Genomic DNA, 23,972 nt, shown 5'->3' with positions numbered 1-23,972 from the left:
ATTGTAAATGCCAGATATTAACTGAAGGTTAAAGAAATATAAAGTCCTCATTAATATTGTAAAAATTCTGTAAATTATTGTTTCGTTTTTATATTTCCCATGAACTTCCCGTTATAATGGGGGAGACATTCAGAAGAGGAGGAAATGAGCATGCCTAAACAACGTATAAAGGTCATGACCGTATTTGGTACAAGACCAGAGGCTATCAAAATGGCACCAGTCGTTTTGGAACTGAAAAAGCATCAAGAAGAAATAGAAACCATCGTGGTGGTCACCGCCCAGCATAGGGAAATGCTCGACCAAGTCTTGCAATGTTTTCAAATAAAGCCAGATCACGATTTGGATATGATGAAGGATAGACAAACATTAGAAGAGATTACAACGCGAGGCATTGAAAAATTGAGTTCCCTCATGAAAGATATAAAACCAGATATCGTCCTCGTACATGGCGATACAACGACAACTTTCATCGCGAGCTTGGCCGCGTTCTATAATAAGATACAGATTGGTCACGTTGAAGCTGGTCTTCGTACTGGTAATAAGTATTCTCCATATCCTGAAGAAATGAATAGGCAGCTGACAGGCGTTTTAGCTGATTTGCATTTTGCCCCAACAAATCAGGCGGCAGAGAATCTAATTTTGGAAAATAAAAAGAGTGATTGTATCCATATTACTGGCAATACGGCTATCGATGCTTTGAAAACAACCGTACGGAAAGACTATGAACATCCCATTCTATCTGGTTTGAATGGAGATCGTATGTTATTGATGACAGCGCACAGACGAGAAAATATCGGAAAACCAATGGAAGAAATATTCCGTTCCGTCAAACGGCTGCTTGAAGATCACACGGATATCCAAGTTGTTTTCCCACTTCATAAAAACCCAGTAGTCCGTGAAATTGCTTACCGGATTTTTGGTGAAACGGAAAGACTTCACTTAATAGAGCCGCTTGAAGTGCTTGATTTTCATAATTTTGCGGCGCACGCCCATCTAATATTGACAGATTCCGGAGGGGTGCAAGAAGAAGCTCCCTCACTTGGTGTTCCTGTCCTTGTGTTACGCGATACGACGGAACGGCCAGAAGGAATTGAGGCTGGTACCCTTTTATTGGCGGGAATTGAGGAAGAACGAATTTATCAATTAGCAACAGACTTACTTACAAATGAAGAAACCTATAAAAAAATGGCGACAGCTTCCAACCCGTACGGTGATGGATTCGCTTCAAGGCGGATAGTTGAAATCCTATTAAAGCATTGCGGAATGAAATCCCCTCTTCCATTATGAAAAAAGCTCAAGAAAAATAAGATAATGAGAAAAGCCTGTCACGTAAGCGGCAGGCTTTTTCTATTCAGTCAGACTTTGAAACGGCTACTTCCTTTTTCATTTGCCCTTTCATTAGCGCCAGATTAAAGCAGTGAGTAGAAAACTAATCCTAATTCGAATTTGAAAATGTTAGATCCATATGTGATAGTTTGGGCAGATTAAAGTTTCATTGAAGTCTATCGCATTAGATTGAAAACTTTAAATTGCTTGGAGGTGTTTAAATGTTTGGGGAAGATCCCAAGTGTGTTAATTGTGGCAAAGAAATTAAAGGAGACGAAGTCGTTCTTGTGAAATTGCGTTATCCAAAGCGTAAAGGGATGACTGAAATAAAGGCATATTTAAAAAATGAAGGAAGTTTCATCTGCGAAGCTTGTTTTGATAAGGAAATATGATTTTAATTTTTTTTATAGGGAACTGAAGATGATTCACATTCGAAAATGCAGCTAAGCCATCAGTGCCTGCATGCTTTTCCCAGTGAATATAAAGGAGGATAAGATCTCCCTGTCGAATTGATAGTCATGACACGAAGCAGGAGGATTAGTATGAAAAATCAAGTTACCCCCTATTTAATTTTCGATGGTCAAGCAAAGGGCGCATTAGCCTTTTATGCAGAAGTATTTCATGCAGAGATTACCGATATGCAAACCTACGGGGAAGCTGATTTCCCAACACCTGAGGAAGCGAATGACCTTGTTTTGCATGCCAAAATCAAAAAAGGCGATATGTTGATCATGGTATCTGATACGTTTCCAGGCAATCCCCTTGAAGTCGGGAATAATGTAGCGCTGGTCCTTGAATGTGAAAGCGACTCGGAAATCCAGCATTTATATGATGTTATGTGTGAAAAAGGATTATCCTTAATGGAACTGCAAGATACCTTTTGGGGAGCAAAGTATGGTAAGGTCAAAGATCAATTTGGCATTCACTGGGACTTGAATTTCACAAAATGAATGTAAAAATGGCCGAAAATACAATTTGTATCCCCGGCCATTTTTAATAGGAATCATTCGCTGAAACCATCCATCATAACACATGAAAATAATTAAGGACATTTTTCCCAATCAATAAAATCGTGACGCAAATGAATAATATACGTACATAGGAAGCGCCTTTTTTAATTGCGAAATTCGTTCCTACCAATGCTCCTGCGACCATTGCAAGACCCATCGGTATTCCATAGGTAAAATTGACGGTCCCCATAGATAAGAAAATGATAAGTGCGGCAATATTGCTTCCAAAATTCAATATTCTTGCATTCCCGGCAGCCTGGACAAAATCAAACCCAATGATCAAAAATGAAAATAATAAAAAGGAACCTGTGCCTGGTCCAAGAAAACCATCATAAAAACCAATCGCAAATATTATGACTATCAAAAGAATCATTTTCTTCCTTTTCAGCCCTTTATACTTTGCATCTTTACCCCAATCCTTTTTTACCAACGTATAAATTGCGACAATAACCAACAAAATCAAAATGAGGGGCTTCAGTATCTCTGCGGAAACGAAATGAACAACGTATGCTCCTAACGCCGCTCCAATTACAGTAATCGGAAACAGCTTGATGACGAATTTGAAATCCACTTTTCCAGCCCGAATGAATGAAATCGTACTCGTTAAAGATCCCATTGTACCCGCCAGCTTGTTAGTGGCAAGTGCCGCTGAAGGCGAAATCCCCGTGAACAATAAAGCCGGAATGGAAATTAAACCGCCCCCGCCCACAACGGAATCGATGAATGCGGCAATAAAACCCGCAAGTACTAAAAATAGCAAAGTATAGAGATTGATATCCTCCATGTATTCCCCTTCTTTCAAAAGCACCTTCTAAAATGCCATTACTCATTTTTCATCCAGATAATCGAATAACCTTTCCTCTGAAATGACCGTGAATCCATGCCGCCTAAGCAAAGCCGCGGTCACTCCATTCCCGACCTTCTTCTCCCCCTTGAATTCCCCATTATAAATCGTGGCACTCCCACAGGATGGACTATTTTCTTTTAAAACGACTAACGTCGCCCCTACCTCCTGGGCTTTCAATAACGTAAGATTCGCTCCCTTTATGTACAATTCCGTTACATCCCTGCCCGACTTTTCGATGATCTTCGCTTTTCCATCAAGGACATCCCCACCTTCACCGCCAACTATCTCAGCAGGTTCCCTCGGTGTCGAAAAACCCCCAAGCAACTCAGGACAAACCGCTATAGCCTTTTTCCCCCTCATTAATTCCATAATTCCATCATCCAAGCTGTGTGTACCATTGTATCTCACCTCAAGACCCGCTAAACAAGAACTCACCAAAATCATCAAATCACCCCACCCGATGCGCTTTACACCATTTTACCACTCTTTTAGTGACAATCATTTCGAAGATTGAATATCCAGGATTTTGCGCTGACAAGTCGTAGGTTGGATTATTGGTGCGGAGGTCGAAATATGGGCGTGTCGGTCGAATTAGTTGGTGCATTGGTCGATTTATAGGCGTGTAGGCTGAATTATTGGTGCACAGGTCGATTTATGGGCGTGTCGGTCGAATTAGTTGGTGCATTGGTCGATTTATGGGCGTGTAGGCTGAATTATTGGTGCACAGGTCGATTATTGGCGTGTAGGGTCGGATTAGTTGGTGCATTGGTCGATTTATAGGCGTATACGGCCAAATTAGTTGGCGCATCTGATCAAATTCTGCAACACAATTAACAAAAGCGCTTGCTGCGAGACGATTCCCGGCAAGCGCTTGTCTATTTAGTTAGTTGAGTTCAGTGATAGTAGTTGGTACGTAATGATGGTCTTTCCACTTGTCCATTCAATTTTTTGGATAACGGCTGTTCCGCTTGAGTCAGATTGAATCGTCTTGCGGACATCGATTGGAATATCGATAGGGTATAACCTGTAACCATCTTTCGACAGCCGAAAAATGTTTTCTTCTTCACGGGTTTCGTTCCCTTTTGTAACGATCATGGTATTCAGCTCCATAGGCATGCCCATGTGTATCTCCTCCTCTTGCCAATATATACTTCATTCTATCATTTTTCGGTTTTACTTTTCATCCAAGATGTTAAATCTTCGACTACTTTTCTATTCACGGCCGGTGGGAAGTAATGCGTGAATTGAGGGAAATACCAGCTTTCGACCTCTTTGTCGTGCATTTTCAATCTTTTTTCCAAACGGTACGCGTGTTCAATGGCGACATTGTCATCTTTTTCACCATGAATGATCAGGATGGGTACATTCAAATCTTCAATCGCAAACAATGGCGTACGGTATTCATATTGATCAGGGCATTTTTTAGGTGTTCCGCCGATGACCCGCTTCATCATCCGTCGCATATCGACACGTTCGACATATGTTAAAAACATATCCGACACACCTCCCCATGTGACAATCGACGCGGCATTCCTGCAGTATATCCCAGTCCAAAGCGCCATGATGCCGCCACGGGAAAATCCGAGGATATGAATGTGGTCCTTGTTCACTCGGGGGTGCTGTTCAAGAAGATTGAATCCTGATATCGCATCGAATCTATCTTCGCCTCCAAAATCCTCATCTCCCTCTCCGCCTTGATTTCCACGGTAAAAAGGGGCAAAAACGATGAAACCTTCTACGGCATACTGCACGATCCTTGCGGGCCTCACCTTGCCGACATTTTTAATCCCGCCGCGTAAATATAAGAAGGCATCATGTATTTCGCCATCAACCGGTTCAGCAAGCAACCCCTTTACCTTCAAGCCTTGTGATATGTATGTAACTGAATAAAGATGGATTTGTGGATGCGGTGATGGAAACCGCCGTTTTGAAATAATCGTTCCGTTCTCCAATTTCCACTCTCCTTTCTCTTTAATCTTATTGTAAAACATCCGCTTGTTTTTATCCCCCAAGAGGCATTCACATTTTTTTCTTCCGTTCATACGATAATGTAGGCAAAATACCTATATATCAAGGAGGAAGGAATTTTGAAAAAATGGTATAAAGCAGGTGTCGTATTTTTACTTCTGTGCATGCTGGTGATCCCGCTTGGAGCATGCGGCAACAAGGAAAAGGAAACAACGAAAGTCAGGGTGGCCGAAGTAACCCGCTCCCTTTTCTATACACCGCAATATGTAGCGATTGAAAAAGGATTTTTTAAAGATGAGGGTCTAAGCATTGATTTGAAAACGACGGCAGGCGGCGACAAGACGATGACCACGCTTCTGTCCGATGGGGCGGATATTGCTCTCGTTGGCTCTGAAACATCGATTTACGTTCGGGCACAAGGTTCGAACGACCCCGTCATCAACTTCGCTCAATTAACACAGACGGATGGAACGTTTCTTGTTTCACGTGAAAAAATTGAAAACTTCAATTGGGATATGCTGAAAAACTCTACATTCCTAGGCCAGCGAAAAGGCGGGATGCCGCAAATGGCCGGCGAGTTCGTATTGAAAAAACATAACATTGACCCGAAAAATGATTTGAACCTCATCCAGAATATTGATTTTGCGAATGTCGCAACTGCCTTCGCTTCCGGAACCGGCGATTTTGTTCAATTGTTCGAACCAACGGCAAGTGTGTTTGAAAAAGAAGGAAAAGGCTATATCGTCGCTTCTTTCGGCACCGAGTCCGGGCATCTTCCCTATACAGTTTATATGGCTAAGGAAAGCTATTTGAAAGAAGACAAAGAGACTGTCGAAAAATTCACGAGGGCATTGAAGAAAGCACAGGATTGGGTTCAGGAAAATGATGCTGCCGAAATCGCTGAAGTCATTCAGCCGTATTTTGAAGATACCAATATCGAGACGATGGAAACAGTTATCAATCGCTACAAAGAACAAGGATCCTTTGCCACGGACCCCATTCTTGATGAAGAAGAATGGAACAATCTGCAAAACATCATGGATGAAGCAGGCGAGCTGCCTTCACGTATAAGCCATGAAGAGCTGGTCAATACCGATTTTGCTGAAGAAGTCACAAAATAGCATAGCTAAAGGTAAGGAGGATGTCCGATGAGCTTTTTAAAAATCCAAGACATTCACCATACTTATTTTTCAAATCAGACGGCAGCGACCGCACTAGCGGACATTTCCCTCGACATTGAAAAAGGTGAATTCGTCTCTTTTCTAGGTCCGAGCGGCTGCGGAAAAACCACCCTGCTTTCCATCATCGCCGGGCTATTTCCGCCCACTGCGGGAAAGATCCTGCTCGAAAACAAACCGCTGAAAGCCAACAGTGACCTTTCAATTGGCTATATGCTGCAGCAGGATTATCTATTTCCATGGAAGACGATAGAAGAAAATATATTATTAGGATTGAAACTGATTAAAAAAGATGAAGGCCTTGAGAGAATAAAAACGCTGAAACTTTTAAGTGACGTTGGATTGGGAGGCACCGGAAAATTATATCCGCGCGAACTCTCAGGAGGAATGAGGCAAAGGGCTGCACTGGCACGGACACTGGCGGTCGACCCAAAAATCCTTTTGCTTGATGAACCATTTTCGGCTCTTGATTACCAAACGAAGTTGAAGCTTGAAGACCTTGTATTTGAAACCCTGAAATCCTTCGGAAAGACAGCCGTGCTCGTCACCCATGATATCGGTGAAGCCATTGCAATGAGTGACCGCATCTATCTGTTTTCCGCAAACCCGGGAAGCGTGCACAAAACATTCAAGGTGCCCGATGAACTGCGTGAGCTCACGCCTTTCCATGCACGCAACCACCCACAGTATCCGATGCTATTCCAAACGATCTGGAAGGAGCTTGAGAGCCTTGAATATTGAACAGCTTCATAACCAATATAAAACCTCATTAAAAAAAGAAAACAGGCTCATTCGCTTTTATCAGATCCTGATTTTCATCGTTTTTTTCAGCAGTTGGGAACTTTTATCCAGGATGGAAGTGATCGATCCGCTCATCTTCAGCTCCCCAACAAAAGTATGGCATCTTTTCATACAGAAATTAGGTGATGGAACACTGCTATCCCATTCCGGAGTGACGCTATTCGAGACTGTTCTCGGCTTTATCATAGGGACACTGCTTGGAACGATCCTGGCATCCCTGCTTTGGTGGTCGCCAAGATTATCCAAAACACTTGACCCCTATCTCGTCATTTTAAATGCCATGCCGAAAGTGGCACTCGGCCCCATCATCATCGTAGCATTCGGCCCTGGCTTTCCATCCATCATCTCGATGGGGGCGATCATCTCCATCATCATCACCACCATTGTCGTCTACACAGCATTTCGCGAAGTGGACCCGAACTACCTGAAGGTACTCCAAACTTTTGGCGCCACAAGAACACAAGCTTTTCGGGAAGCCATATTACCCGCCTCCTTCCCAACGATCATCTCGACTTTGAAAGTGAATGTCGGCCTCTCCTGGGTCGGCGTCATCGTAGGGGAATTCCTTGTTTCGGCGAAAGGACTCGGCTACCTCATCATTTATGGCTTTCAAGTTTTCAACTTCACCCTCGTAATGCTTGCCTTGATGATCATTGCCGTCTTTGCCACAATCATGTATCAACTAGTCGAACTGCTCGAGCGAAAATTAATCAAAGACTAACCAAACTGCCGATAACCCTCGGCAGTTTTTCATACATGCTGAGATAAAACATGAATTTAGTTTAGTTTGGGCGATTTACTCGTGAGTTCCCGGCGATTCACTCGTTTCTCAGCAAAATACCATCATCCAGTCTGGATAAGCTCAACGGTACAATCTCATCTTTCATGATGAAGCTAAACTCCTCACCGAGTACATCCGGCAATGCTTCCAAAAAAATCGGACCTTCCGTTTCCAGGTAATTCTGTTTCTCCTCTACTTCACGCAATGCAGCATAGTATATTGATTTAACGAATGGCTTCACTGGATCATGTACTTTATATTGTCCCAAAAATTGCAGTTGGCCCACCACACCTCCTGTTTCTTCATACACTTCCCGTATGGCCGTCTCTTCAATCGATTCCCCAGCTTCCCGCTTTCCTCCGGGGAACTCCAATCCCCGCTCACTGTGTTTGGTCAATACCCACCTGCCCTTATATCTGCTAAGCACAAAAACATGCCAAGACTCTCCAAAGACAGGATCCTCGGAGAATTCCACCTTATATCCGTTCTTATCAAGAAAACGTTTCATTTTTCCCCTTCTCTCCATATAAGAAATAGTGCTATGACCCTTCATTCATTATATGGGTTAAAAAAACCACTATCCAGCCAGAATCTGCAACACATCAAAAAAAACGATGGACCCTCAATATTCGAGGCCATCGTCTGTTGGTTTTGCCTGTAAAATCCCCATGCTTTCTATATGCCGTCTTCCTTCTTCAGTACCCAGAGCATGAATCATCTCGTAAATTTTTTGGAGAGTGATATCCTGTTTATCATTTTCACGGTCAAAATGATATTGAAGGTATGGGACATGTGCCCGGTAAAAATTTTCTTCCCCCTCTGAATAATTATAATCAAATAATTCACGTAATTTGATGATTTCATTATCTGTCGCCTCGATCTCGAAATTCCATGGAGAACTTTCCCTATCTTGTGTTATCTGTCCATTTGGAATCCAAATGTAATATTTTTTCCTTTTTTCAGACACATTCATCCGCCCTTTCCATATTTCCTACGCTTATTTTTCACGTATTTCCCTACTTCATACAATGGAAAATTTTGTTTACAGAAGAACAAAGATGTTAAATAATAGATTAAAGTATCTTTCAAAGGGTAAAACATATAATAAGCCCAAGCATCCCTTAAGATTTTTATATGCACCCAGAGGTTTTTTTGATAACCTACATATAAAGAGATAACGGATTTCTAATAAATGTGAGGTGAGAGTTTTGAAGTTAATTGAAGAATTATACAATATGTACCGTGATAAGTTGACTGGTGATGAAGAAGATATTGATATGCTTACTTTTGCGGTTCTGGAACAGCTTGACCGCAAGGAAATTTTCGAATTGCTTCAAGAGATGGATGATCAAGAACTAACCAATCTAATGGGCCTTTACATTATTGAAACGTTAAAAGGGAAGTTCGCTCAAAATAGTATGAACGACACGAAACCTACACATTTTCCGCCTAGGAATATTCATTAATACATACCTTGTCAGGTGTCCCTCTTTTGATGGATGCCTTTTTTATTGTTTTAACCAAAAAAAAAGCCCTACCGAAGCAGGGCTTTTCCTATATCTTAATGTCCTAAATACGCACGCAGCATCCAAGCATGTTTGTTTAAGCTTTTCTTCATGCCTGTCAGCATATCAGCCGTAACCGGATCTTCTGTTTCGGCAACTTCGATGATTTCCAGGAACTCTTCGGAAAGCTTCTCAAAATCATTGATGACGCTTTGAACCATATCTTCTGTATTTTCCTTACCTGTCGCTTCTTCAATCGTAGTTAATTCCATGTACTCTTTAAGGGTAGCAACCGGCTTTTCACCAATGGCCAATAGTCTTTCAGCCAATTCGTCATAGTTGGATGTCACTTCTTTGTATAATTCTTCTAATTTTTGGTGAAGTTCAAAGAAGTGCGGTCCATTCACGAACCAGTGGTAATTATGAATTTTCGTATAAAGAACACTGAAATTTGCAATTTCCTTATTTACTAAAGTTCCTAATTTTTTCTGAGCCATAAATATCTACCTCCGTAAGTTGGTTATACCTTTATAATTCCCTCTATTCGAAAATTGAAACATTATCTGACTCGGTTCTTATGCTAAAATGAATCTAAATTGTGAACGTTAGGAGCTGTAAAGTATGATTACGGTTTTAGTTATCTCCATTATTGTGATTCTGATTGTATTGGCCTTATCGGTCCTAACAATCGGAAAAGGTTACAGCTACAAGCATACAGTGGATCCGGTCGATCCTTTGCCTGAGGATGAGGGGAAAAAAGAAGAACCCGAAAAATAAAAAAAGTTCCTGTCACAAATGGACAGGAACTTTTTTATTAACCGAAAACTTTATGAAGATCTTCTTTATCTTGTGTAAGCCAGAAATTCATTAATTTCTTAGCTCCTTCAAGATCATGCAATTTTGCTTGGCCGCATTGTTTTTCGTTTGCAGCAGGAATTTCTGTAATTGTAACAGCATCCTTGAATGTATCTTCAAGAACATCGATGATTTCCGTCACTGTCGGCTCGCCGCTGACCACAAGGTAATATCCTGTTTGACATCCCATTGGTGAAATATCGATTATATCAAAGTGATCGTAGCGCTCGGAATGCTTACGGATATTGAATGCAAGCAAGTGTTCCAGGGTATGGATCGTATCCGGCTTCATCGCTTGTTTATTCGGTTGGCAAAAACGGATATCAAATTTATTAACAACACCATCTGTTCCTACCTTATGGACACCGCAATGTCTAACATATGGGGCTTTAACAGCATTATGATCTAATTCAAAGCTTTCAACTGAAGGCATTTAATTCACTCCTTAATTGTATGTCATATCTATTTTACCTTGAATAACAATATATTTCATCCTTTAAAATTAATTCTCATTATATCAATCGGATTACCAATATGCTTATTCCTTTTTTACCCTTATTGGAAATTTAGAAAATATGCTATAATGGAGGGTAGTGAATTTACTCGAAAAGAGATGAAAGCATTGTGTTGAAAAAAATATTAATGGGAATCATCCGTTTTTACCAAGTTGCCATTTCTCCATTAAAACCGCCTACCTGCCGTTTTTACCCAACTTGTTCCCATTATGGTTTGGAAGCGATCAATCGTTTCGGACCTATTAAAGGAAGCTGGTTAGCACTCATCCGGATTCTTAAATGTCATCCGTTTCATCCAGGAGGCATTGATCTTGTGCCTGAAAAAAAAGAAAAAAGTGAGGACCATTAGAAAAAACCCTTGCTTTCTTTTGCAATCTTTTGTATCATACAGAAGTCAAATCGTAATCATTTCGTTTTTACCACATAAAATTCAAATCGTAATCAATACGAATTATAAAGGAGCATTTCATATGAAAATTCGAGCATTGCTCTCACTTTTCCTTGTTACTGCGCTATTTCTGTCAGCCTGCGGCAACTCAAAGGGAGAATCGAGTAAAGAAACCAAGGATGCCTTAGATATATATACCACAGTTTACCCTTTACAATACTTCACGGAGGCCATTGGCGGGGAGTACGTAAACGTCGAGACGATTTATCCTCCCGGAACGGATGAACATTCATTCGAACCTTCTCAAAAAGATATTGTAAAAATGGCTGAGTCAGACCTATTTTTCTATATTGGCTATAATCTTGAAGGCTTTGTAACCAAGGCTGAACCAATTCTAAGCAAAGAAGGCGTCAGTACAATCGCGGTGGGGGAAACGGTTCATCTTGATGAAGGTGAGCATACACATGAAAACGAACATGCTCATGAAGAAGACGGTCATGACCATGGAGGCGTCAATCCGCATTTGTGGTTAGATCCCATCTATTCCATTGACATGGCTAAAACCATCAAGGACGAATTAACAAAAAAAATGCCGGAACAGGAAGAATATTTCAACAGCCAATTCAATAAGCTTTCCGAAAAGCTTAAGGCACTTGATGAAAAATTCGCGACGACGATCGAGTCGGGCCGTACCAATAAGATCATCGTTTCCCATTCTGCATATGGTTATTGGGAGGAACGCTACGGATTGGAACAAATTGGCGTCACAGGACTAACATCTTCAAACGAACCTTCTCAAAAGGAACTGGGGAAAATCGTAACGATGGCTGAAGAAGAAGACTTGAACTACGTCATCTTTGAGCAAAATATCAGTTCTAAACTAACCGAGATCATCCAAAAGGAAATGGGAGCGAAATCACTTGAGCTCCATAACCTTTCCGTGTTGACGGATAAAGATATTGAAGCCGGTGAAGATTACTTCAGTTTAATGGAAAAAAATATCAAGACACTGCAAACTGCATTGCAATAGGAAAAAAGCGGGCCCTTTTGGGTCCGCTCCTTTTTTTCCCTGTCATTTAGTTAGTCCTTTAAATGCTTCTCACGGATTTTTTCCATTTTCGTAATCAATTCTGTTCCAATCGTTGATTCGAATTCCGGATAGATGACGGTCATCTCATCCATCCATTCTTTCTTTTCTTCATCTGACAGTGTATAGATATCGATATTCGATTTTTGCTGGATTTCCGTAAGCTGTTCCTGATTCAATTCATTTGATTTGATCCATAGCCATTTCGTTGTATCATCCATCGCCCGTTGGATTTGCTGCTGAATATCCAACGGGAGTTTGTTCCAAAACGGCTTGTTTATCATGACTACATACCCTAAATAGCCATGATCACTGATCGTTAAATATTTTTGCACCTCATATAATTTCTTGGAATAGATATTCGAAATCGTATTTTCCTGGCTGTCCGTTTCATTGATTTCAAGGCTTTTAAACGTTTCATTAAACTCCAGCTCAGAAGTTGTCGCCCCAAAATGCTTGAATTGGCTTTCCAGGACTGCACTTGGCATGATTCTAAAATTCTTCCCGGCAAAATCACTTGGATGCCGTATCGGTTTACTGCTTGTAATCTGCTTAAAGTTATTCGACCAAAATGCAAGTCCCTCGATATCGATGGTATTCAGCTGCTTTAGCAGCTCTTCCCCCACTTCCCCATTTAACGCTTCCTGCAAGGCAGCGTCCGTTGGAAAGACGTAAGGAAGGTCCAATAGCATCCATTTCTTTGATATGCTCGTAATTTTAGATGTAGTTGGAGCAATCATCTGCACCTTGTTTTCTTGTAATGCTTCGATTTCTTCATGATCACTATATAATGACTGATTAGGATAAACTTCAATTTTGACACGATGATCTGTATATTCATCGACTAGTTTGGCAAATCGGTTCGCAGCTAGCCCTTTAGGTGTATTTTCGGCAACGACATGACTGAACTTAATCACGATTTGATCCTTCATCCCGACCTGCTCCTCATCCTTCGGCAAATTGAAACCAAAGCTTGTAAAGAACGACTGAAACGATATATACACTGCTATCAACAGCCCCAAGCCAATTAATAAGAAGTACCCCCATAATGCACGCATACCGACAACTCCTCACCGCTCACTTCACATTATCACTATTCTATCACAGCTTTTTACTGTCGTAATACAATGCGTGAAAAATAGCGAAAAGTGATAGAAATTCTGTTACTATAAAGTATAGAAGTAATGGAGGAAAAACAATGGATAAATCCTTTCATATGCCCATTCAAATTAAAATCACCCTGCTATCATTCGTAATCGTCGCTTTTTCGATACTAATAGGCGGGATTTTTATATTCGGAAATATCGTTTCGGTCAGGGAAGATGAAATCGGCAAACGATCCATGATCACTGCCCATACCATTGCCGAACTCCCTGAAGTACAAAAATTGGTCCGTGAGCCTGAAGGATGGACGCAGCTTAATCCGATTATTGAAAACTTAAGGAAAATCCATCAAGCTGATTATATAGTTGTGCTCAACAATCAGCATATACGCTATTCACATCCAGTGTTCAGTCAATTGGGAACCCCCTCGGGCAGCAGCGACGAAAGCGCTGCGTTCGCTGAACACGAATACCTTTCAAAGGCTGCTGGCGAACTTGGCATTTCCGTCCGCGCCTTTGTCCCAATCCTTGATAAAGATAGAGAGCAAATCGGCGTCGTACTGGTTGGGAATATCTTGCCTACGATACCGGAATTAATCAAGGACCTGAAAGGCGAAATAGCGATTATCCTGGTCCTTACACTTCTATTCGGTGTATGCGGCTCATGGCTCATGGCAAGAAGGATAAAAAAAGAGACCTTCCAACTTGAACCACATGAAATTTCACGGATGTTGGTTGAAAGGACAGCCGCTTTCAATGCCATGCATGAAGGGGTCATCGCCATAGATAATAATCAGACAATCACGATTTTCAATGAAAAGGCTAAGCAAATATTTAATATTAACGGTGCGGTCATTGGTAAGAATATCAATGATATTATACATGATACCCGTCTCCCGGAAGTACTGGACCGGACATCTCCCATCTTCAATCAGGAAATCTCCGTTCAAAACAGGAATATTGTAAGCAACCGGGTACCAATAAAGATTGCGGATAAAACGATTGGTGCCGTGGCCATATTCCAGGATCGCACCGATGTGACGAAGCTAGCTGAAGAGTTGACTAGTGTCAAAGCATTCGTTGAAGCCCTGCGTGTTCAAAACCATGAACATATGAACAAACTTCATACGATAGCAGGATTGATCCAGCTAGGTAATCTTGACGAAGCGCTGCATTACATTTTTCAGATCACGGAAGAACAGGAGGAATTGACCAGGTTTTTAACGAAGCACATTCACGATGATAATTTAGTGGGGCTGATATTAAGTAAGATCTCCTTGGGACGGGAACTCGGAATCGAGCTCATCATGGACAAGCACACTAAATTGGACCTTTTCCCCGCTGATTTGGATCATCACGATTTTGTTTTGATAATTGGAAACTTGATTGAAAACTCATTCGCAGCGCTAAAGCATTGTTCAGAGGAAACAAAACAGGTTTATCTATCCATCTACCAGGATGAACGTCATTGTCAAATCGTGCTTGAGGATAATGGGCCCGGCATTCCCGAGGACATTCATAAAGATATATTCGAGTATGGTTTTACAACAAAAGGTGCGGAAGGATCAGGAATTGGTCTTTATCTAATAGACCAAATTGTAAAGAAAGCGAACGGCGAAATGAAATTCACGACACGCCCTAACGAAGGAACAAGCTTTTTTCTTTCTTTTCCGATGCACGATATAGAGGAGAACCAAAATGACTAACGAAATTCGTGTACTTTTAATTGAAGACGACCCAATGGTCCAAGAGGTCAACAAACAATTCATCGAGCGTCTGCCTGCCTTTAAAGTCGTTGATACAGCTTCCAATGGGCTTGAAGGTCTGGAAAAAATCAGGCAGTCTAAACCCGACCTTGTCATTTTGGACATCTTCATGCCATCTTTAAACGGGGTTGATACACTTTATCAAATCAGAAAAGAGCAAATTGATGTGGATGTCATCATCATTTCAGCGGCAAATGATCAGAAAACGATCAGAAAAATGATACAGAACGGGGCTTTTGACTATTTAATTAAGCCATTTAAATTCGATAGGCTAAAACATACTCTGGAACAATACTTTGCTTTTCGGATGGAGGTTGAACCTGACCATCAAATTTCTCAAAATCAGCTCGACCGAATTCTCTTTCAAAATAAAACAGTTTCTGAAGCGAGCCCGAAATATGATGTTCCCAAAGGATTGAATGGCGCGACTCTTGAGCAAGTGACGAAGTTCATAAAGACCCAGCCTGGGTCACTATCTGCAGAAGAAGTGGCTGATGGGATTGGAATCGCCAGAGTTACAGCAAGGCGCTATCTTGAATACTTGCATGGCGAAGAGGTCCTTCAGCTTGACGTACAGTATGGCAGCATAGGCCGTCCAGTCAATAGGTACCGGCTTAAAAAACCTTAAAGCTCTTGGGGACCGGCCAGAACCGAAACGGTTCCCTTTTTACTTTTATTCATTTACGCACCTGTTTTCCGGTCATATAGGCCCCACTTTCTCTTCAAAAGAAACAGCTCGCACTCTTCCAATGCCGTCACTTCTTTAATGACAAAGTCCGGCATGCCTCTTCTTAGTAGAATTTCCGCAATAAGGTACGGTTTTTTCTTCATACACTCTCCCCTCCCTTTTCCTTGGTTGCCATTCTTTTAATTTCATTATACAAAATAATCCAATAAAGAAAAAATAGACAAAGCCCCAATTTCCTAAAAAAATATGATTTATCCGCCCATTTAAATGATTTTTCTAAAATCTGTAGACAAATTAAAAAAAGTTCCAGGTTGATTTCAGAAATCCGCTCCCATTCCGCCGACTGTCTGCCAAGCCGCATCAAAGCAAGCGCCTGTGGTGTCTCAGCTAGCCCGTTATTCGGCAGGAGTGTCGCAAATTTCTTCAATCCAATGAAGGGTTCACTTATATAAAACCATGAAGGCGGAGCCAGACCAATCGAACCTTCTTTTGTCGACAAACTAATATTTGTTATTTATCCTATTAAGATCATTTTCCAAAAGGGTGGGGTGTCCGTCCAAAAAAATACTAATGGGTGAGTTACATAGACAAGGGGGCAAAAGGATAAAGAGGATTATCAATATTTGATCAAAAGAGGTGGTATTGCACCTCCTTTGATGTTTTCACTTGTACTGTTTACTATATGTAGTCAATTCCTTTAGCCGCTTTTCATTGATGGCAAAACCGATTCCGGCTTTATCAGGTACTTGGATCATGCCATTTTCGACAATGACTTCAGGATCGATTATATCTTCATCCCAATAACGGGATGAAGATGATATATCCCCGGGAATCGTGAACCCTTTTAATGTGGCAAGTGCAATATTATGTGCACGTGAAATGCCAAATTCAATCATACCGCCGCACCAAACGGGCACACCATTTCCCAGGCATAGATCATGGATTCTTACAGCTTCCATCCAGCCGCCGACTTTAGCCATCTTAATGTTGATCACCCCACAACTCTGGAGCGACAGCGCACTTTTGGCATCATGAAATGAATTTATGCTTTCATCAAGGCAAATGGGTGTCTGCAGCTGTTTCTGCAAAAATGAATGTTCCACAATGTCGTCATGTCCCAGCGGCTGCTCAATCATCATCAGCTTAAACACATCAAGCTTCTGAAGATGTGGGATGTCATCAAGAGTGTAAGCTGAATTGGCATCTGCCATTAGCGGGATATCGGGATAGGCCCGACGTATTTCCGCTAAAAACTCCAGATCATTTTGAGGATTGATTTTTATTTTATAACGCTGATAACCAGATCCGGAAAAATCCTCGATTTGGCGCATCGTATCTTCAATATCATTGGATGCAACAACTACACCAGCGGCCACTTCACTTCGTTCGCCGCCAAACAGCCTTCCGAGGTAAACTCCTTTCTGCTTCGCATATAAATCGAGGATTGCCTGCTCTAAAGCTGACTTCGACATCGCATTCCGTCTAATTCCGCTCCATAAGTTCGGCAGCTCATCAGGATGACTGATCTGACTGGCCAATGTCAGCGGGATTAAGAAGTCACCCAACATATGGAAGCATGTTTTGATCGTTTCCTCGGTATACCAAGGACTTGTAAAAGGGACAGCTTCCCCGTATCCAATCAATCCGTCTTCATCCATGGCTTCGACAATTATCACTTCCCGGTCGCTTACCGTTTCGAGATGCGTCTTGAATGGCCGCTTTAAAGGGGCCTTAATGAGCTTTAAGGAAATGGAGGATAACTTCATTACCATTCCCCCATTTCCTTCTTCAGTTCCCGTCTCAGAAGCTTGCCTGCACCATTCCGCGGAAGCTCCTCCCAAAAAATAACGTTTCGGGGAATTTTATAGGATGCCAAGTACTCTCTGCAATATTCCAGCAGTTCGCTCTCATCAAGCTCTGCACCTTGATGCAAGACGACAAAAGCGAGTGGAACCTGTCCCCATTTTTCATCGTCAGTCCCCGTCACTCCCGCTTCGAAAACATCAGGGTGCTTACTAAGGACATTTTCAATCTCGGCCGGATAGACATTTTCACCGCCGGAGATGATTAAATCTGAGCGTCGGTCAAGCACATATAAAAAGCCTTCCTCATCGAGATAACCAAGGTCCCCAGTATAAAGCCATCCATCGGTAATGGCCTGCTGTGTAGCGTCCATCCGATTAAAATAGCCTTTCGTCACATTCGGACCTGAAACCACGATTTCACCCACTGCACCCGGTTCACACATAGTGCCGTCTTTCTCTATCCGTAACTGCGAAGGAAACAAAGGCTTTCCAGCTGATCCGATTTTTGTCATGCTATACTCCGGTGCCAGCGTCACAATCTGTGAAGCCGTTTCGGTCATCCCATATGATTGATAGACAGGAATCCCTTTCTCTTTACATGCTTCAAGTAAATGAACGGGTGCTGGGCCGCCGCCCAACAGGATACAGCGAAAGGTTTTTGGATAGCTTGTTCCCTTCAAATCCTGCACCATCCTATTCAGCATCGCCGTCACGACCGAAATGATTGTCACGCCACTTTCCTGGATGCTCCGGTTTGTTTCCCGTTCATCGAACCGTTCCTCCAAAACGACCTTCATGCCATAAATCACATTTTTCATCAGGATGGATAAGCCGCTAATATGAAAGATCGGAACCGCACAATACCAAGAATCCTCCTCATGCAATCCAAGGTTCAGAACCGAACCTACGGCACTCCACCAATGGTTGCCGAATGTTTGGATCACGCCTTTTGGATTTCCTGTCGTACCTGATGTATACATGATCGTAGCGGTATCCTCAAGGTAAAACTCTTGAAGAATCTCTGCCGTGCCTTCATTCGGCAATTCTTCCATTAAATGAAGGTTCAAATCCGGGAGAATCCCACCAATATCAGAGAGTTTGCCGGAGAAGAATCCTTCTGAAACCAGATAGGCAGTTCCACTATCCTCGATCTGCCAGGACAGCTCTTTTGACGTTAGCTTATTATTCAGCATCACAATCTTCACACCGAGATAAAATAGTGCATGGATAACGACAACACCATCTATATGGTTACGGAGCAAAACCGCGCATGAATCGCCAGCTCCCAGACCAATGCTTGCCAACTTGCCAGCCATCTTCTCCGATAATGTATGCAGTTCAAGAAAGCTATACGTATGACCTTCAAACTCAATTGCCGGGCGATCCGGTGAAAGATGCGCCCGATTTTTCAGCCAGTTCGGCAACTTTTCTTCTGCCATTGCTGCTTACCCTCTTCCATTTTGATATAGAAAACAGCCCGGCGATTTTCCGCCAAGCTGTCAGTCTCATCGATTCACGCGTTTCATTAAGGGAAACGAGGGAATTGCCCAAAGTCCGGAGTGCGTTTTTCTTTGAATGCATCGCGGCCTTCTTTTGCTTCTTCTGTTGTATAGTATAAAAGTGTAGCGTCACCAGCCAATTGTTGAAGACCTGCAAGGCCATCAGTATCAGCGTTCATTGCCGCTTTCAAGAAACGAAGTGCAGTCGGGCTCTTCTCAAGCATTTCTTCACACCATTTAACCGTTTCCGCTTCTAATTGGTCTAATGGTACAACCGTGTTGACCAATCCCATATCCAATGCTTCCTGTGCGTTGTATTGACGGCATAGGTACCAGATTTCACGCGCCTTTTTATGACCCACGATACGTGCAAGGTAGCCAGAACCATAACCAGCATCAAAGCTTCCCACATTCGGTCCAGTTTGTCCGAAAATTGCATTGTCAGCAGCAATCGTCAAGTCACATACCACGTTCAAGACATTACCGCCACCAATTGCATATCCTGCAACCATGGCTACCACTGGTTTTGGAATTACGCGAATCAAACGTTGCAAATCAAGAACATTTAGACGCGGAATGTTATCTTCACCCACATATCCGCCATTTCCGCGTACTTTTTGGTCTCCGCCTGAACAGAATGCTTTGCCGCCTACACCTGTTAAAATAATGACACCAATGCTGGAATCATCACGAGCCCTTGCGAATGCATCAATCATTTCAGCAGTCGTTTTTGGCGTGAATGCATTATGTACATGTGGTCGGTTGATGGATACTTTCGCAATCCCGTTATATTTTTCATACAAAATCTCATCATACTCACGTATTGTTTCCCATTGTATCGTCACCTTAATTCCTCCTTCTTTCGCTTTAAAAACTCACTTATTATTTTACCAAACTTTTCTCCAACTTCCACATGAATCGCATGTCCCGCATCATTTATTATTTTCCATTCGGCGCGCTTCAGCTTTTTTTTCATCGAGTCCGCAATTTCACAAAACTTCCGGTCAAGTTCACCGGTTACAAGGAGTACAGGAAAATCAAGGGTTTGCAGTTGTTCCCAGTATGAAGCCTGGCTGCCGGTCCCCATACCAAGAAGACTATTGGAAAGGCCGGAAGGGTCATTTGCCAACCGCTGTTCCCGAATGGACGACCTGGCTTTGGCCGACAATCGTTTTTGACTTTCAAACAGCGGGATGTTTTCCCATTGATCCACAAACGCTTCCATGCCATTTTCAAGAATCCGTTCGGCAAGCTTCTTATCATTTCCCCTTCGGATTTCCCGTTCCTCTTCTGTTAAAAGGCCTGGTGAAGCGCTCTCCAAAATCAATGTATCAACATACTCAGGATACAAACAGGCAAATCCCAATCCGAGCCTTCCGCCCATTGAGTATCCAAGGATATGGGCTTTTGGGAAATGTAGCACATCCAAAATATACTTGATATCCTCAGCCACACGCTCCATCTCATACCTTCGATAATCGGCTGGTGACGCAGACATGCCATGACCGATGATATCGACCATTATCATGGTATACCTGTCACTCAGTAACGGAATGAGGAATTTCCATGTATCCCGATTTCCCGTAAATCCATGCAAAAGTACAAGAGGATCTCCATTTCCCGTTATTTCAACAGCATAATTGACATCCTTGCTGACAATATTCATGATATTTCCCTGTCTAACACCATTTTTATTTCCTGGGAAACAAAACTCCACAAATTTCGATGCTTTTGTAAATTGGACTCTCTTTCTGTCGGTACTTCGATGATTTTCAGACCTTGAATTTCGAATGACTCTGTAAATACCTTCTCTAACTCATCCCAACTTTGCACCTTGTTGTATTTACCGCCATAAAGCTGGGCAGTATGGGAAAAATCAAGCCCATGAGGCGTGCCGAATAGCGTTTCGAAATGTTCCCTCTCATTCGCCTGCGGCAAGAAGGAGAATATGCCGCCGCCATCATTATTAACTAGCAATATCGTGATATTTTGTTTTTGAAGTTTTGCCGCAAGCAAGCCATTCATATCATGGAAAAAGCTTAAATCCCCGATTGCCAGCACAGTATTTTTCGATACCGTGCTTACGCCAAGCGCAGTGGAAACGACACCATCGATGCCATTCGCCCCGCGATTTGCAATGGTTTTGATTCCTTTTCCATTATTCAAAAAGAAAGTATCCAAATCACGTATGGGCATACTATTCCCGACAAACAGCGTGGATTCCAATGGCATCATATCAGCAAGCAGGGCGAACAGCTTGCCTTCACTTAACTCCGCTTCATCCCTGACGGAGGCTAAGGCATCCTTTGTCGCTCCGTTGACGGTTTGCCATAAACCAAGCCATTCATCATCAGGGAAAGAAGTAATTTTATCAGCAATTCGCTGACAAAAATCCTTCTCTTCGCTGTAAATCATATTCGTTGCCAATCCAGCTGGTTCGCGCCAGCCTGCTCCGCCATCGACGACCAAAGTGATTGCCTGTTTTTGTTTTTTCATAAATAACAATAAGGGTTTAGAAACAGGCATTGCCCCGAAACGCAAGATCACTTCCGGCCTGAAAGCCGCCTTTGCCGCTTCATCGCGTAGAAACGTATCGTACGCATCAATTACGACGGCTTTGTCGTGACTTCCGCTCCTTAACTGTGAAAGAGGATCAGCCAGTACCGGAAAAGCAAGTTTTTCAGCTAATGCGACGATGGCTTCCTTCATCTCTGGATGCGGTAATTCGCCACATACAATCATACCTTGCTTAGCTTGTGACAATGTAGTTGCAACTGCTTCTATTTGTGATGCGGACAGTGACCGTTCGCCACTGTCAATCAAAACTGCAGGCTTCATTTTATTTTGCCTGTACTCCTTTGCTTGTTCCAGGTCCGGAATCAATGGTTCACGAAGCGGGAAATTCAAATGTACAGGCCCTGCAGGTTCAGTTGCCGCTGTAGCCACTGCCCTTGCACCGACCGTTCTGGCATACCGCATCATCCCATCCGTGCTTTCAGGAAGTGCCATTTCGACAAACCACTTTACATGTCTCCCATAAAGATGTATCTGATCGATCGCCTGCGGGGCTCCGACATCACGCAACTCATGCGGGCGGTCAGCAGTAAGTACAATAAGCGGCACTCTTGAATAGAAAGCCTCAATGACGGCTGGATAATAGTTTGCAGCTGCTGTACCGGACGTACAAAGAAGTCCGACAGGTACTTTTAAGGCCTTAGCCAAACCAAGGGCAAAAAAAGCAGCCGAACGCTCATCCACATTAATATGAATTTCAATATCAGGATGTTCCACTAGCAGTAAAGCTAGGGGCGTGGATCGTGAGCCTGGGCTCACCACCACATGCCTCACCTCATTTTGTGCCAGCTCATCGACGAATGAAGCAGCATACGCTGTCAATGCATCTCGGTCATTCATTAAGATTTCCTCCTAAAGCACTTAACATCGGATTGAATTTAATCCCCGTTTCCCGGAATTCACTTTCGGGAGTCGAATCTTCCACTACTCCGCATCCGGCAAAGAGCGATGCCTCATTGTTCTGTATTAGGGCAGAACGTATCCCTACAGCGAATTCCCCGTTTCCATACGTATCCACCCAGCCTAAAGGACCAGCGTAAAAGCCGCGTTCAAGACCTTCCATTTCCCGAATTCGGACAACGGCCTTATCTTTTGGAAGTCCGCCCATAGCAGGTGTAGGATGGAGATTCTCGACGAATTCAAAAATCGTGACACCTTCCTTTGATAGACCGCGGACCGGTGTGTATAAATGCTGGATATGACGGTTTTTCATAAGTTTCGGTTCGGCCGGAACCATCACCTTTTCGCATACAGAATCAAAAGCATTAGAAATCATCGACACGACATATTGATGCTCTTGTAAATTCTTTTGGTCATGAAGCAATTCTTCACCAAGACGAACATCTTCTTGCTCATCTTTCCCTCGCCCCATCGATCCAGCAAGACAGGTAGAAAAAACTTCATTTCCCTGTTTCTTAATTAAACGTTCAGGGGTGGCACCGACAAAACAGTCACCACCAGCCTCCAAACTGAAAATATAGCTTAATGGCTGCTCAGCAATCAATTGTTCAAGCACTTTCCCTGAATCGATGGAACATTCAAAAACAAGTCGAAGCTCCCTTGCCAAAACGATCTTGTCGAGATCTGTCGTCTTGATTTCCTGAACAGCCTCTGCGACCGTCCGCTTCCATTCCTCAGGTTCGACTTCCCTCTGTCTAACCAGGGAATTTGCCCCCAATCCATTGCTATCCAAGCTTTCGAAAAGGAAAGCTTCCCGTTCATTTATCATATCTATGAAGAGTTTTTCTGAATCATCAGGCGAACAAAGTAAGTTTGTCGTCAAGTAAGCTTGTTTCCCCACTATTGACAGCATGAAGGCAGGTATATAAAACAGGTTGTCCCCGAACTGATTCCAAAGGAGCGTACTGTCATTTTCATAATCAAAAGAAAAGCCCCCAAACAGTAAGGGACCTGTCGCTTCTAAATCGGTCACCCCTGTTTTGACAGCAGTATTCTGCAGTTTGATCCAGCTCTTTTCGACTTCTCTATAACGTTCGGCATTCGATGCCGCTTTGAGTTTCTTAACATTGCCTAAACCGGTGATGGTTATTTCCTTTGCAGGGTCCTCCCAGAAAAAGCGTTCACCCGCGTACCGTTCTCTTCCAGCTTGATAAAATGAAAGGGGGTTGTTGCAATTAATTTTCTTAATATGACTGAATAGAACTTGATCATTCAAGTCCTTCGCCTTTTGTATAGCTGAAGCCAGTCCCTGAAACTGTTCAGTTTCCTCTGAGATAGCCAAAAAAATCCCCCCAAATGTACATTTTAAAAGCTTT

Annotated in this window: 29 protein-coding genes; 12 read left to right on the top strand and 17 right to left on the bottom strand. The window is 42.6% G+C overall.

Features of this window, described 5'->3' with window-relative positions:
- The first annotated feature begins 150 nt into the window (after positions 1 to 150).
- The 3 genes from wecB (at position 151) to BS1321_RS15380 (ending at position 2,276) form a co-directional block, all read left to right on the top strand.
- Positions 151 to 1,287: a non-hydrolyzing UDP-N-acetylglucosamine 2-epimerase gene (gene wecB / locus BS1321_RS15390; protein WP_063234879.1), complete on the top strand. Its 1,137-nt coding sequence runs from the start codon at positions 151 to 153 to the stop codon at positions 1,285 to 1,287.
- Positions 1,288 to 1,547: 260 nt separating this feature from the next.
- The gene (locus BS1321_RS15385) at positions 1,548 to 1,718 is read left to right on the top strand and encodes a hypothetical protein (RefSeq protein WP_063234878.1); all 171 of its coding nucleotides are present in this window, start codon (positions 1,548 to 1,550) and stop codon (positions 1,716 to 1,718) included.
- Positions 1,719 to 1,868: 150 nt separating this feature from the next.
- Positions 1,869 to 2,276 carry a VOC family protein gene (locus BS1321_RS15380; RefSeq protein ID WP_063234877.1) on the top strand — a complete coding sequence of 136 codons (408 nt, stop codon included), beginning with the start codon at positions 1,869 to 1,871 and terminating at the stop codon, positions 2,274 to 2,276.
- A 73-nt stretch (positions 2,277 to 2,349) separates the two neighbouring features.
- Here BS1321_RS15380 and BS1321_RS15375 read toward each other — a convergent pair whose 3' ends face one another.
- The 4 genes from BS1321_RS15375 to BS1321_RS15360 all read right to left on the bottom strand — a co-directional run bounded on the left by BS1321_RS15375 (position 2,350) and on the right by BS1321_RS15360 (position 5,135).
- On the bottom strand, positions 2,350 to 3,120 hold the full coding sequence (locus tag BS1321_RS15375) for a sulfite exporter TauE/SafE family protein (RefSeq protein ID WP_063234876.1): 771 nt from the start codon (positions 3,118 to 3,120) through the stop codon (positions 2,350 to 2,352).
- Positions 3,121 to 3,162: 42 nt separating this feature from the next.
- On the bottom strand, positions 3,163 to 3,627 hold the full coding sequence (locus BS1321_RS15370; RefSeq protein ID WP_063234875.1) for a 2-thiouracil desulfurase family protein: 465 nt from the start codon (positions 3,625 to 3,627) through the stop codon (positions 3,163 to 3,165).
- Positions 3,628 to 4,062: 435 nt separating this feature from the next.
- Entirely contained in the window at positions 4,063 to 4,305 is a 243-nt protein-coding gene (locus BS1321_RS15365; RefSeq protein WP_063234874.1) for a DUF2584 domain-containing protein, read from the bottom strand.
- A 38-nt stretch (positions 4,306 to 4,343) separates the two neighbouring features.
- The gene (locus BS1321_RS15360; RefSeq protein WP_232522695.1) at positions 4,344 to 5,135 is read right to left on the bottom strand and encodes an alpha/beta hydrolase family protein; all 792 of its coding nucleotides are present in this window, start codon (positions 5,133 to 5,135) and stop codon (positions 4,344 to 4,346) included.
- Positions 5,136 to 5,315: 180 nt separating this feature from the next.
- On the opposite strand from BS1321_RS15360, the gene BS1321_RS15355 reads away from it, so the two are divergent.
- The 3 genes from BS1321_RS15355 to BS1321_RS15345 are packed head-to-tail and all read left to right on the top strand — an operon-like array spanning position 5,316 to position 7,851.
- On the top strand, positions 5,316 to 6,272 hold the full coding sequence (locus tag BS1321_RS15355) for an ABC transporter substrate-binding protein (RefSeq protein ID WP_094246702.1): 957 nt from the start codon (positions 5,316 to 5,318) through the stop codon (positions 6,270 to 6,272).
- A gap of 27 nt (positions 6,273 to 6,299) precedes the next feature.
- On the top strand, positions 6,300 to 7,070 hold the full coding sequence (locus BS1321_RS15350) for an ABC transporter ATP-binding protein (protein WP_063234871.1): 771 nt from the start codon (positions 6,300 to 6,302) through the stop codon (positions 7,068 to 7,070).
- The gene (locus tag BS1321_RS15345) at positions 7,060 to 7,851 is read left to right on the top strand and encodes an ABC transporter permease (protein WP_230160637.1); all 792 of its coding nucleotides are present in this window, start codon (positions 7,060 to 7,062) and stop codon (positions 7,849 to 7,851) included. The genes BS1321_RS15350 and BS1321_RS15345 overlap by 11 nt, the downstream gene beginning before the upstream one ends.
- Positions 7,852 to 7,948: 97 nt before the next feature.
- On the opposite strand, the gene ytkD is transcribed toward BS1321_RS15345, so the two are convergent.
- Entirely contained in the window at positions 7,949 to 8,419 is a 471-nt protein-coding gene (gene ytkD, locus BS1321_RS15340; protein WP_063234869.1) for an RNA deprotection pyrophosphohydrolase, read from the bottom strand.
- A gap of 114 nt (positions 8,420 to 8,533) precedes the next feature.
- Positions 8,534 to 8,884: a hypothetical protein gene (locus tag BS1321_RS15335; RefSeq protein ID WP_063234868.1), complete on the bottom strand. Its 351-nt coding sequence runs from the start codon at positions 8,882 to 8,884 to the stop codon at positions 8,534 to 8,536.
- Between the two features lie 226 nt (positions 8,885 to 9,110).
- Here BS1321_RS15335 and BS1321_RS15330 point away from each other — a divergent pair, with 226 nt between their 5' ends.
- Complete coding sequence (locus tag BS1321_RS15330) at positions 9,111 to 9,377, top strand: DUF6154 family protein (protein ID WP_375781431.1); 267 nt, start codon at positions 9,111 to 9,113, stop codon at positions 9,375 to 9,377.
- A gap of 95 nt (positions 9,378 to 9,472) precedes the next feature.
- Here BS1321_RS15330 and BS1321_RS15325 read toward each other — a convergent pair whose 3' ends face one another.
- Positions 9,473 to 9,913, bottom strand: a complete 441-nt coding sequence (locus BS1321_RS15325) for a Dps family protein (protein ID WP_063234866.1) — start codon at positions 9,911 to 9,913, stop codon at positions 9,473 to 9,475.
- Between the two features lie 124 nt (positions 9,914 to 10,037).
- Between BS1321_RS15325 and ytzI the strand changes: the two genes are divergently transcribed.
- Positions 10,038 to 10,193 (top strand): YtzI protein, encoded by a 156-nt coding sequence (gene ytzI, locus BS1321_RS15320; RefSeq protein ID WP_081113018.1) that lies wholly within the window; start codon positions 10,038 to 10,040, stop codon positions 10,191 to 10,193.
- A gap of 37 nt (positions 10,194 to 10,230) precedes the next feature.
- Here ytzI and BS1321_RS15315 read toward each other — a convergent pair whose 3' ends face one another.
- Positions 10,231 to 10,704: an S-ribosylhomocysteine lyase gene (locus BS1321_RS15315; protein ID WP_063234865.1), complete on the bottom strand. Its 474-nt coding sequence runs from the start codon at positions 10,702 to 10,704 to the stop codon at positions 10,231 to 10,233.
- 209 nt (positions 10,705 to 10,913) lie between these two features.
- On the opposite strand from BS1321_RS15315, the gene yidD reads away from it, so the two are divergent.
- Complete coding sequence (gene yidD, locus BS1321_RS15310) at positions 10,914 to 11,135, top strand: membrane protein insertion efficiency factor YidD (protein WP_375781434.1); 222 nt, start codon at positions 10,914 to 10,916, stop codon at positions 11,133 to 11,135.
- A gap of 121 nt (positions 11,136 to 11,256) precedes the next feature.
- Positions 11,257 to 12,204, top strand: a complete 948-nt coding sequence (locus BS1321_RS15305; RefSeq protein WP_063234973.1) for a metal ABC transporter solute-binding protein, Zn/Mn family — start codon at positions 11,257 to 11,259, stop codon at positions 12,202 to 12,204.
- A gap of 50 nt (positions 12,205 to 12,254) precedes the next feature.
- Here the strand turns inward: BS1321_RS15305 and BS1321_RS15300 are convergent, their stop codons facing one another.
- A complete protein-coding gene (locus tag BS1321_RS15300) occupies positions 12,255 to 13,319 on the bottom strand; it encodes a DctP family TRAP transporter solute-binding subunit (protein ID WP_063234863.1) in 1,065 nt (354 codons plus the stop codon).
- Between the two features lie 140 nt (positions 13,320 to 13,459).
- Between BS1321_RS15300 and BS1321_RS15295 the strand changes: the two genes are divergently transcribed.
- Together BS1321_RS15295 and BS1321_RS15290 are read left to right on the top strand one after the other, a co-directional pair.
- The gene (locus tag BS1321_RS15295) at positions 13,460 to 15,070 is read left to right on the top strand and encodes an ATP-binding protein (RefSeq protein WP_063234862.1); all 1,611 of its coding nucleotides are present in this window, start codon (positions 13,460 to 13,462) and stop codon (positions 15,068 to 15,070) included.
- Positions 15,063 to 15,758 carry a response regulator gene (locus tag BS1321_RS15290; RefSeq protein ID WP_063234861.1) on the top strand — a complete coding sequence of 232 codons (696 nt, stop codon included), beginning with the start codon at positions 15,063 to 15,065 and terminating at the stop codon, positions 15,756 to 15,758. Before BS1321_RS15295 ends, BS1321_RS15290 begins: the two co-directional genes overlap by 8 nt.
- A 53-nt stretch (positions 15,759 to 15,811) precedes the next feature.
- On the opposite strand, the gene BS1321_RS27535 is transcribed toward BS1321_RS15290, so the two are convergent.
- The 8 genes from BS1321_RS27535 to BS1321_RS15255 all read right to left on the bottom strand — a co-directional run bounded on the left by BS1321_RS27535 (position 15,812) and on the right by BS1321_RS15255 (position 23,938).
- The gene (locus BS1321_RS27535) at positions 15,812 to 15,961 is read right to left on the bottom strand and encodes a hypothetical protein (protein WP_155726498.1); all 150 of its coding nucleotides are present in this window, start codon (positions 15,959 to 15,961) and stop codon (positions 15,812 to 15,814) included.
- Positions 15,958 to 16,317: a hypothetical protein gene (locus tag BS1321_RS15285; RefSeq protein WP_063234860.1), complete on the bottom strand. Its 360-nt coding sequence runs from the start codon at positions 16,315 to 16,317 to the stop codon at positions 15,958 to 15,960. The genes BS1321_RS27535 and BS1321_RS15285 overlap by 4 nt, the downstream gene beginning before the upstream one ends.
- Before the next feature lie 163 nt (positions 16,318 to 16,480).
- Positions 16,481 to 17,584 carry an o-succinylbenzoate synthase gene (gene menC, locus BS1321_RS15280; RefSeq protein WP_063234859.1) on the bottom strand — a complete coding sequence of 368 codons (1,104 nt, stop codon included), beginning with the start codon at positions 17,582 to 17,584 and terminating at the stop codon, positions 16,481 to 16,483.
- The gene (locus tag BS1321_RS15275) at positions 17,584 to 19,062 is read right to left on the bottom strand and encodes an o-succinylbenzoate--CoA ligase (RefSeq protein ID WP_063234858.1); all 1,479 of its coding nucleotides are present in this window, start codon (positions 19,060 to 19,062) and stop codon (positions 17,584 to 17,586) included. The genes menC and BS1321_RS15275 overlap by 1 nt, the downstream gene beginning before the upstream one ends.
- A gap of 86 nt (positions 19,063 to 19,148) precedes the next feature.
- Complete coding sequence (menB, locus tag BS1321_RS15270) at positions 19,149 to 19,961, bottom strand: 1,4-dihydroxy-2-naphthoyl-CoA synthase (protein ID WP_370029151.1); 813 nt, start codon at positions 19,959 to 19,961, stop codon at positions 19,149 to 19,151.
- A 2-nt stretch (positions 19,962 to 19,963) separates the two neighbouring features.
- Complete coding sequence (gene menH, locus BS1321_RS15265) at positions 19,964 to 20,788, bottom strand: 2-succinyl-6-hydroxy-2,4-cyclohexadiene-1-carboxylate synthase (RefSeq protein ID WP_063234857.1); 825 nt, start codon at positions 20,786 to 20,788, stop codon at positions 19,964 to 19,966.
- A complete protein-coding gene (gene menD, locus BS1321_RS15260; RefSeq protein WP_063234856.1) occupies positions 20,785 to 22,536 on the bottom strand; it encodes a 2-succinyl-5-enolpyruvyl-6-hydroxy-3-cyclohexene-1-carboxylic-acid synthase in 1,752 nt (583 codons plus the stop codon). The genes menH and menD overlap by 4 nt, the downstream gene beginning before the upstream one ends.
- Complete coding sequence (locus tag BS1321_RS15255; RefSeq protein ID WP_063234855.1) at positions 22,529 to 23,938, bottom strand: isochorismate synthase; 1,410 nt, start codon at positions 23,936 to 23,938, stop codon at positions 22,529 to 22,531. Before BS1321_RS15255 ends, menD begins: the two co-directional genes overlap by 8 nt.
- Positions 23,939 to 23,972 lie beyond the last annotated feature (34 nt).

This window comes from Peribacillus simplex NBRC 15720 = DSM 1321, from assembly GCF_002243645.1.
GTDB lineage: Bacteria > Bacillota > Bacilli > Bacillales > DSM-1321 > Peribacillus > Peribacillus simplex.
The sequence above is the reverse complement of the archived record's forward strand: the minus strand, read 5'-3'. Positions and strand labels throughout refer to the sequence as shown.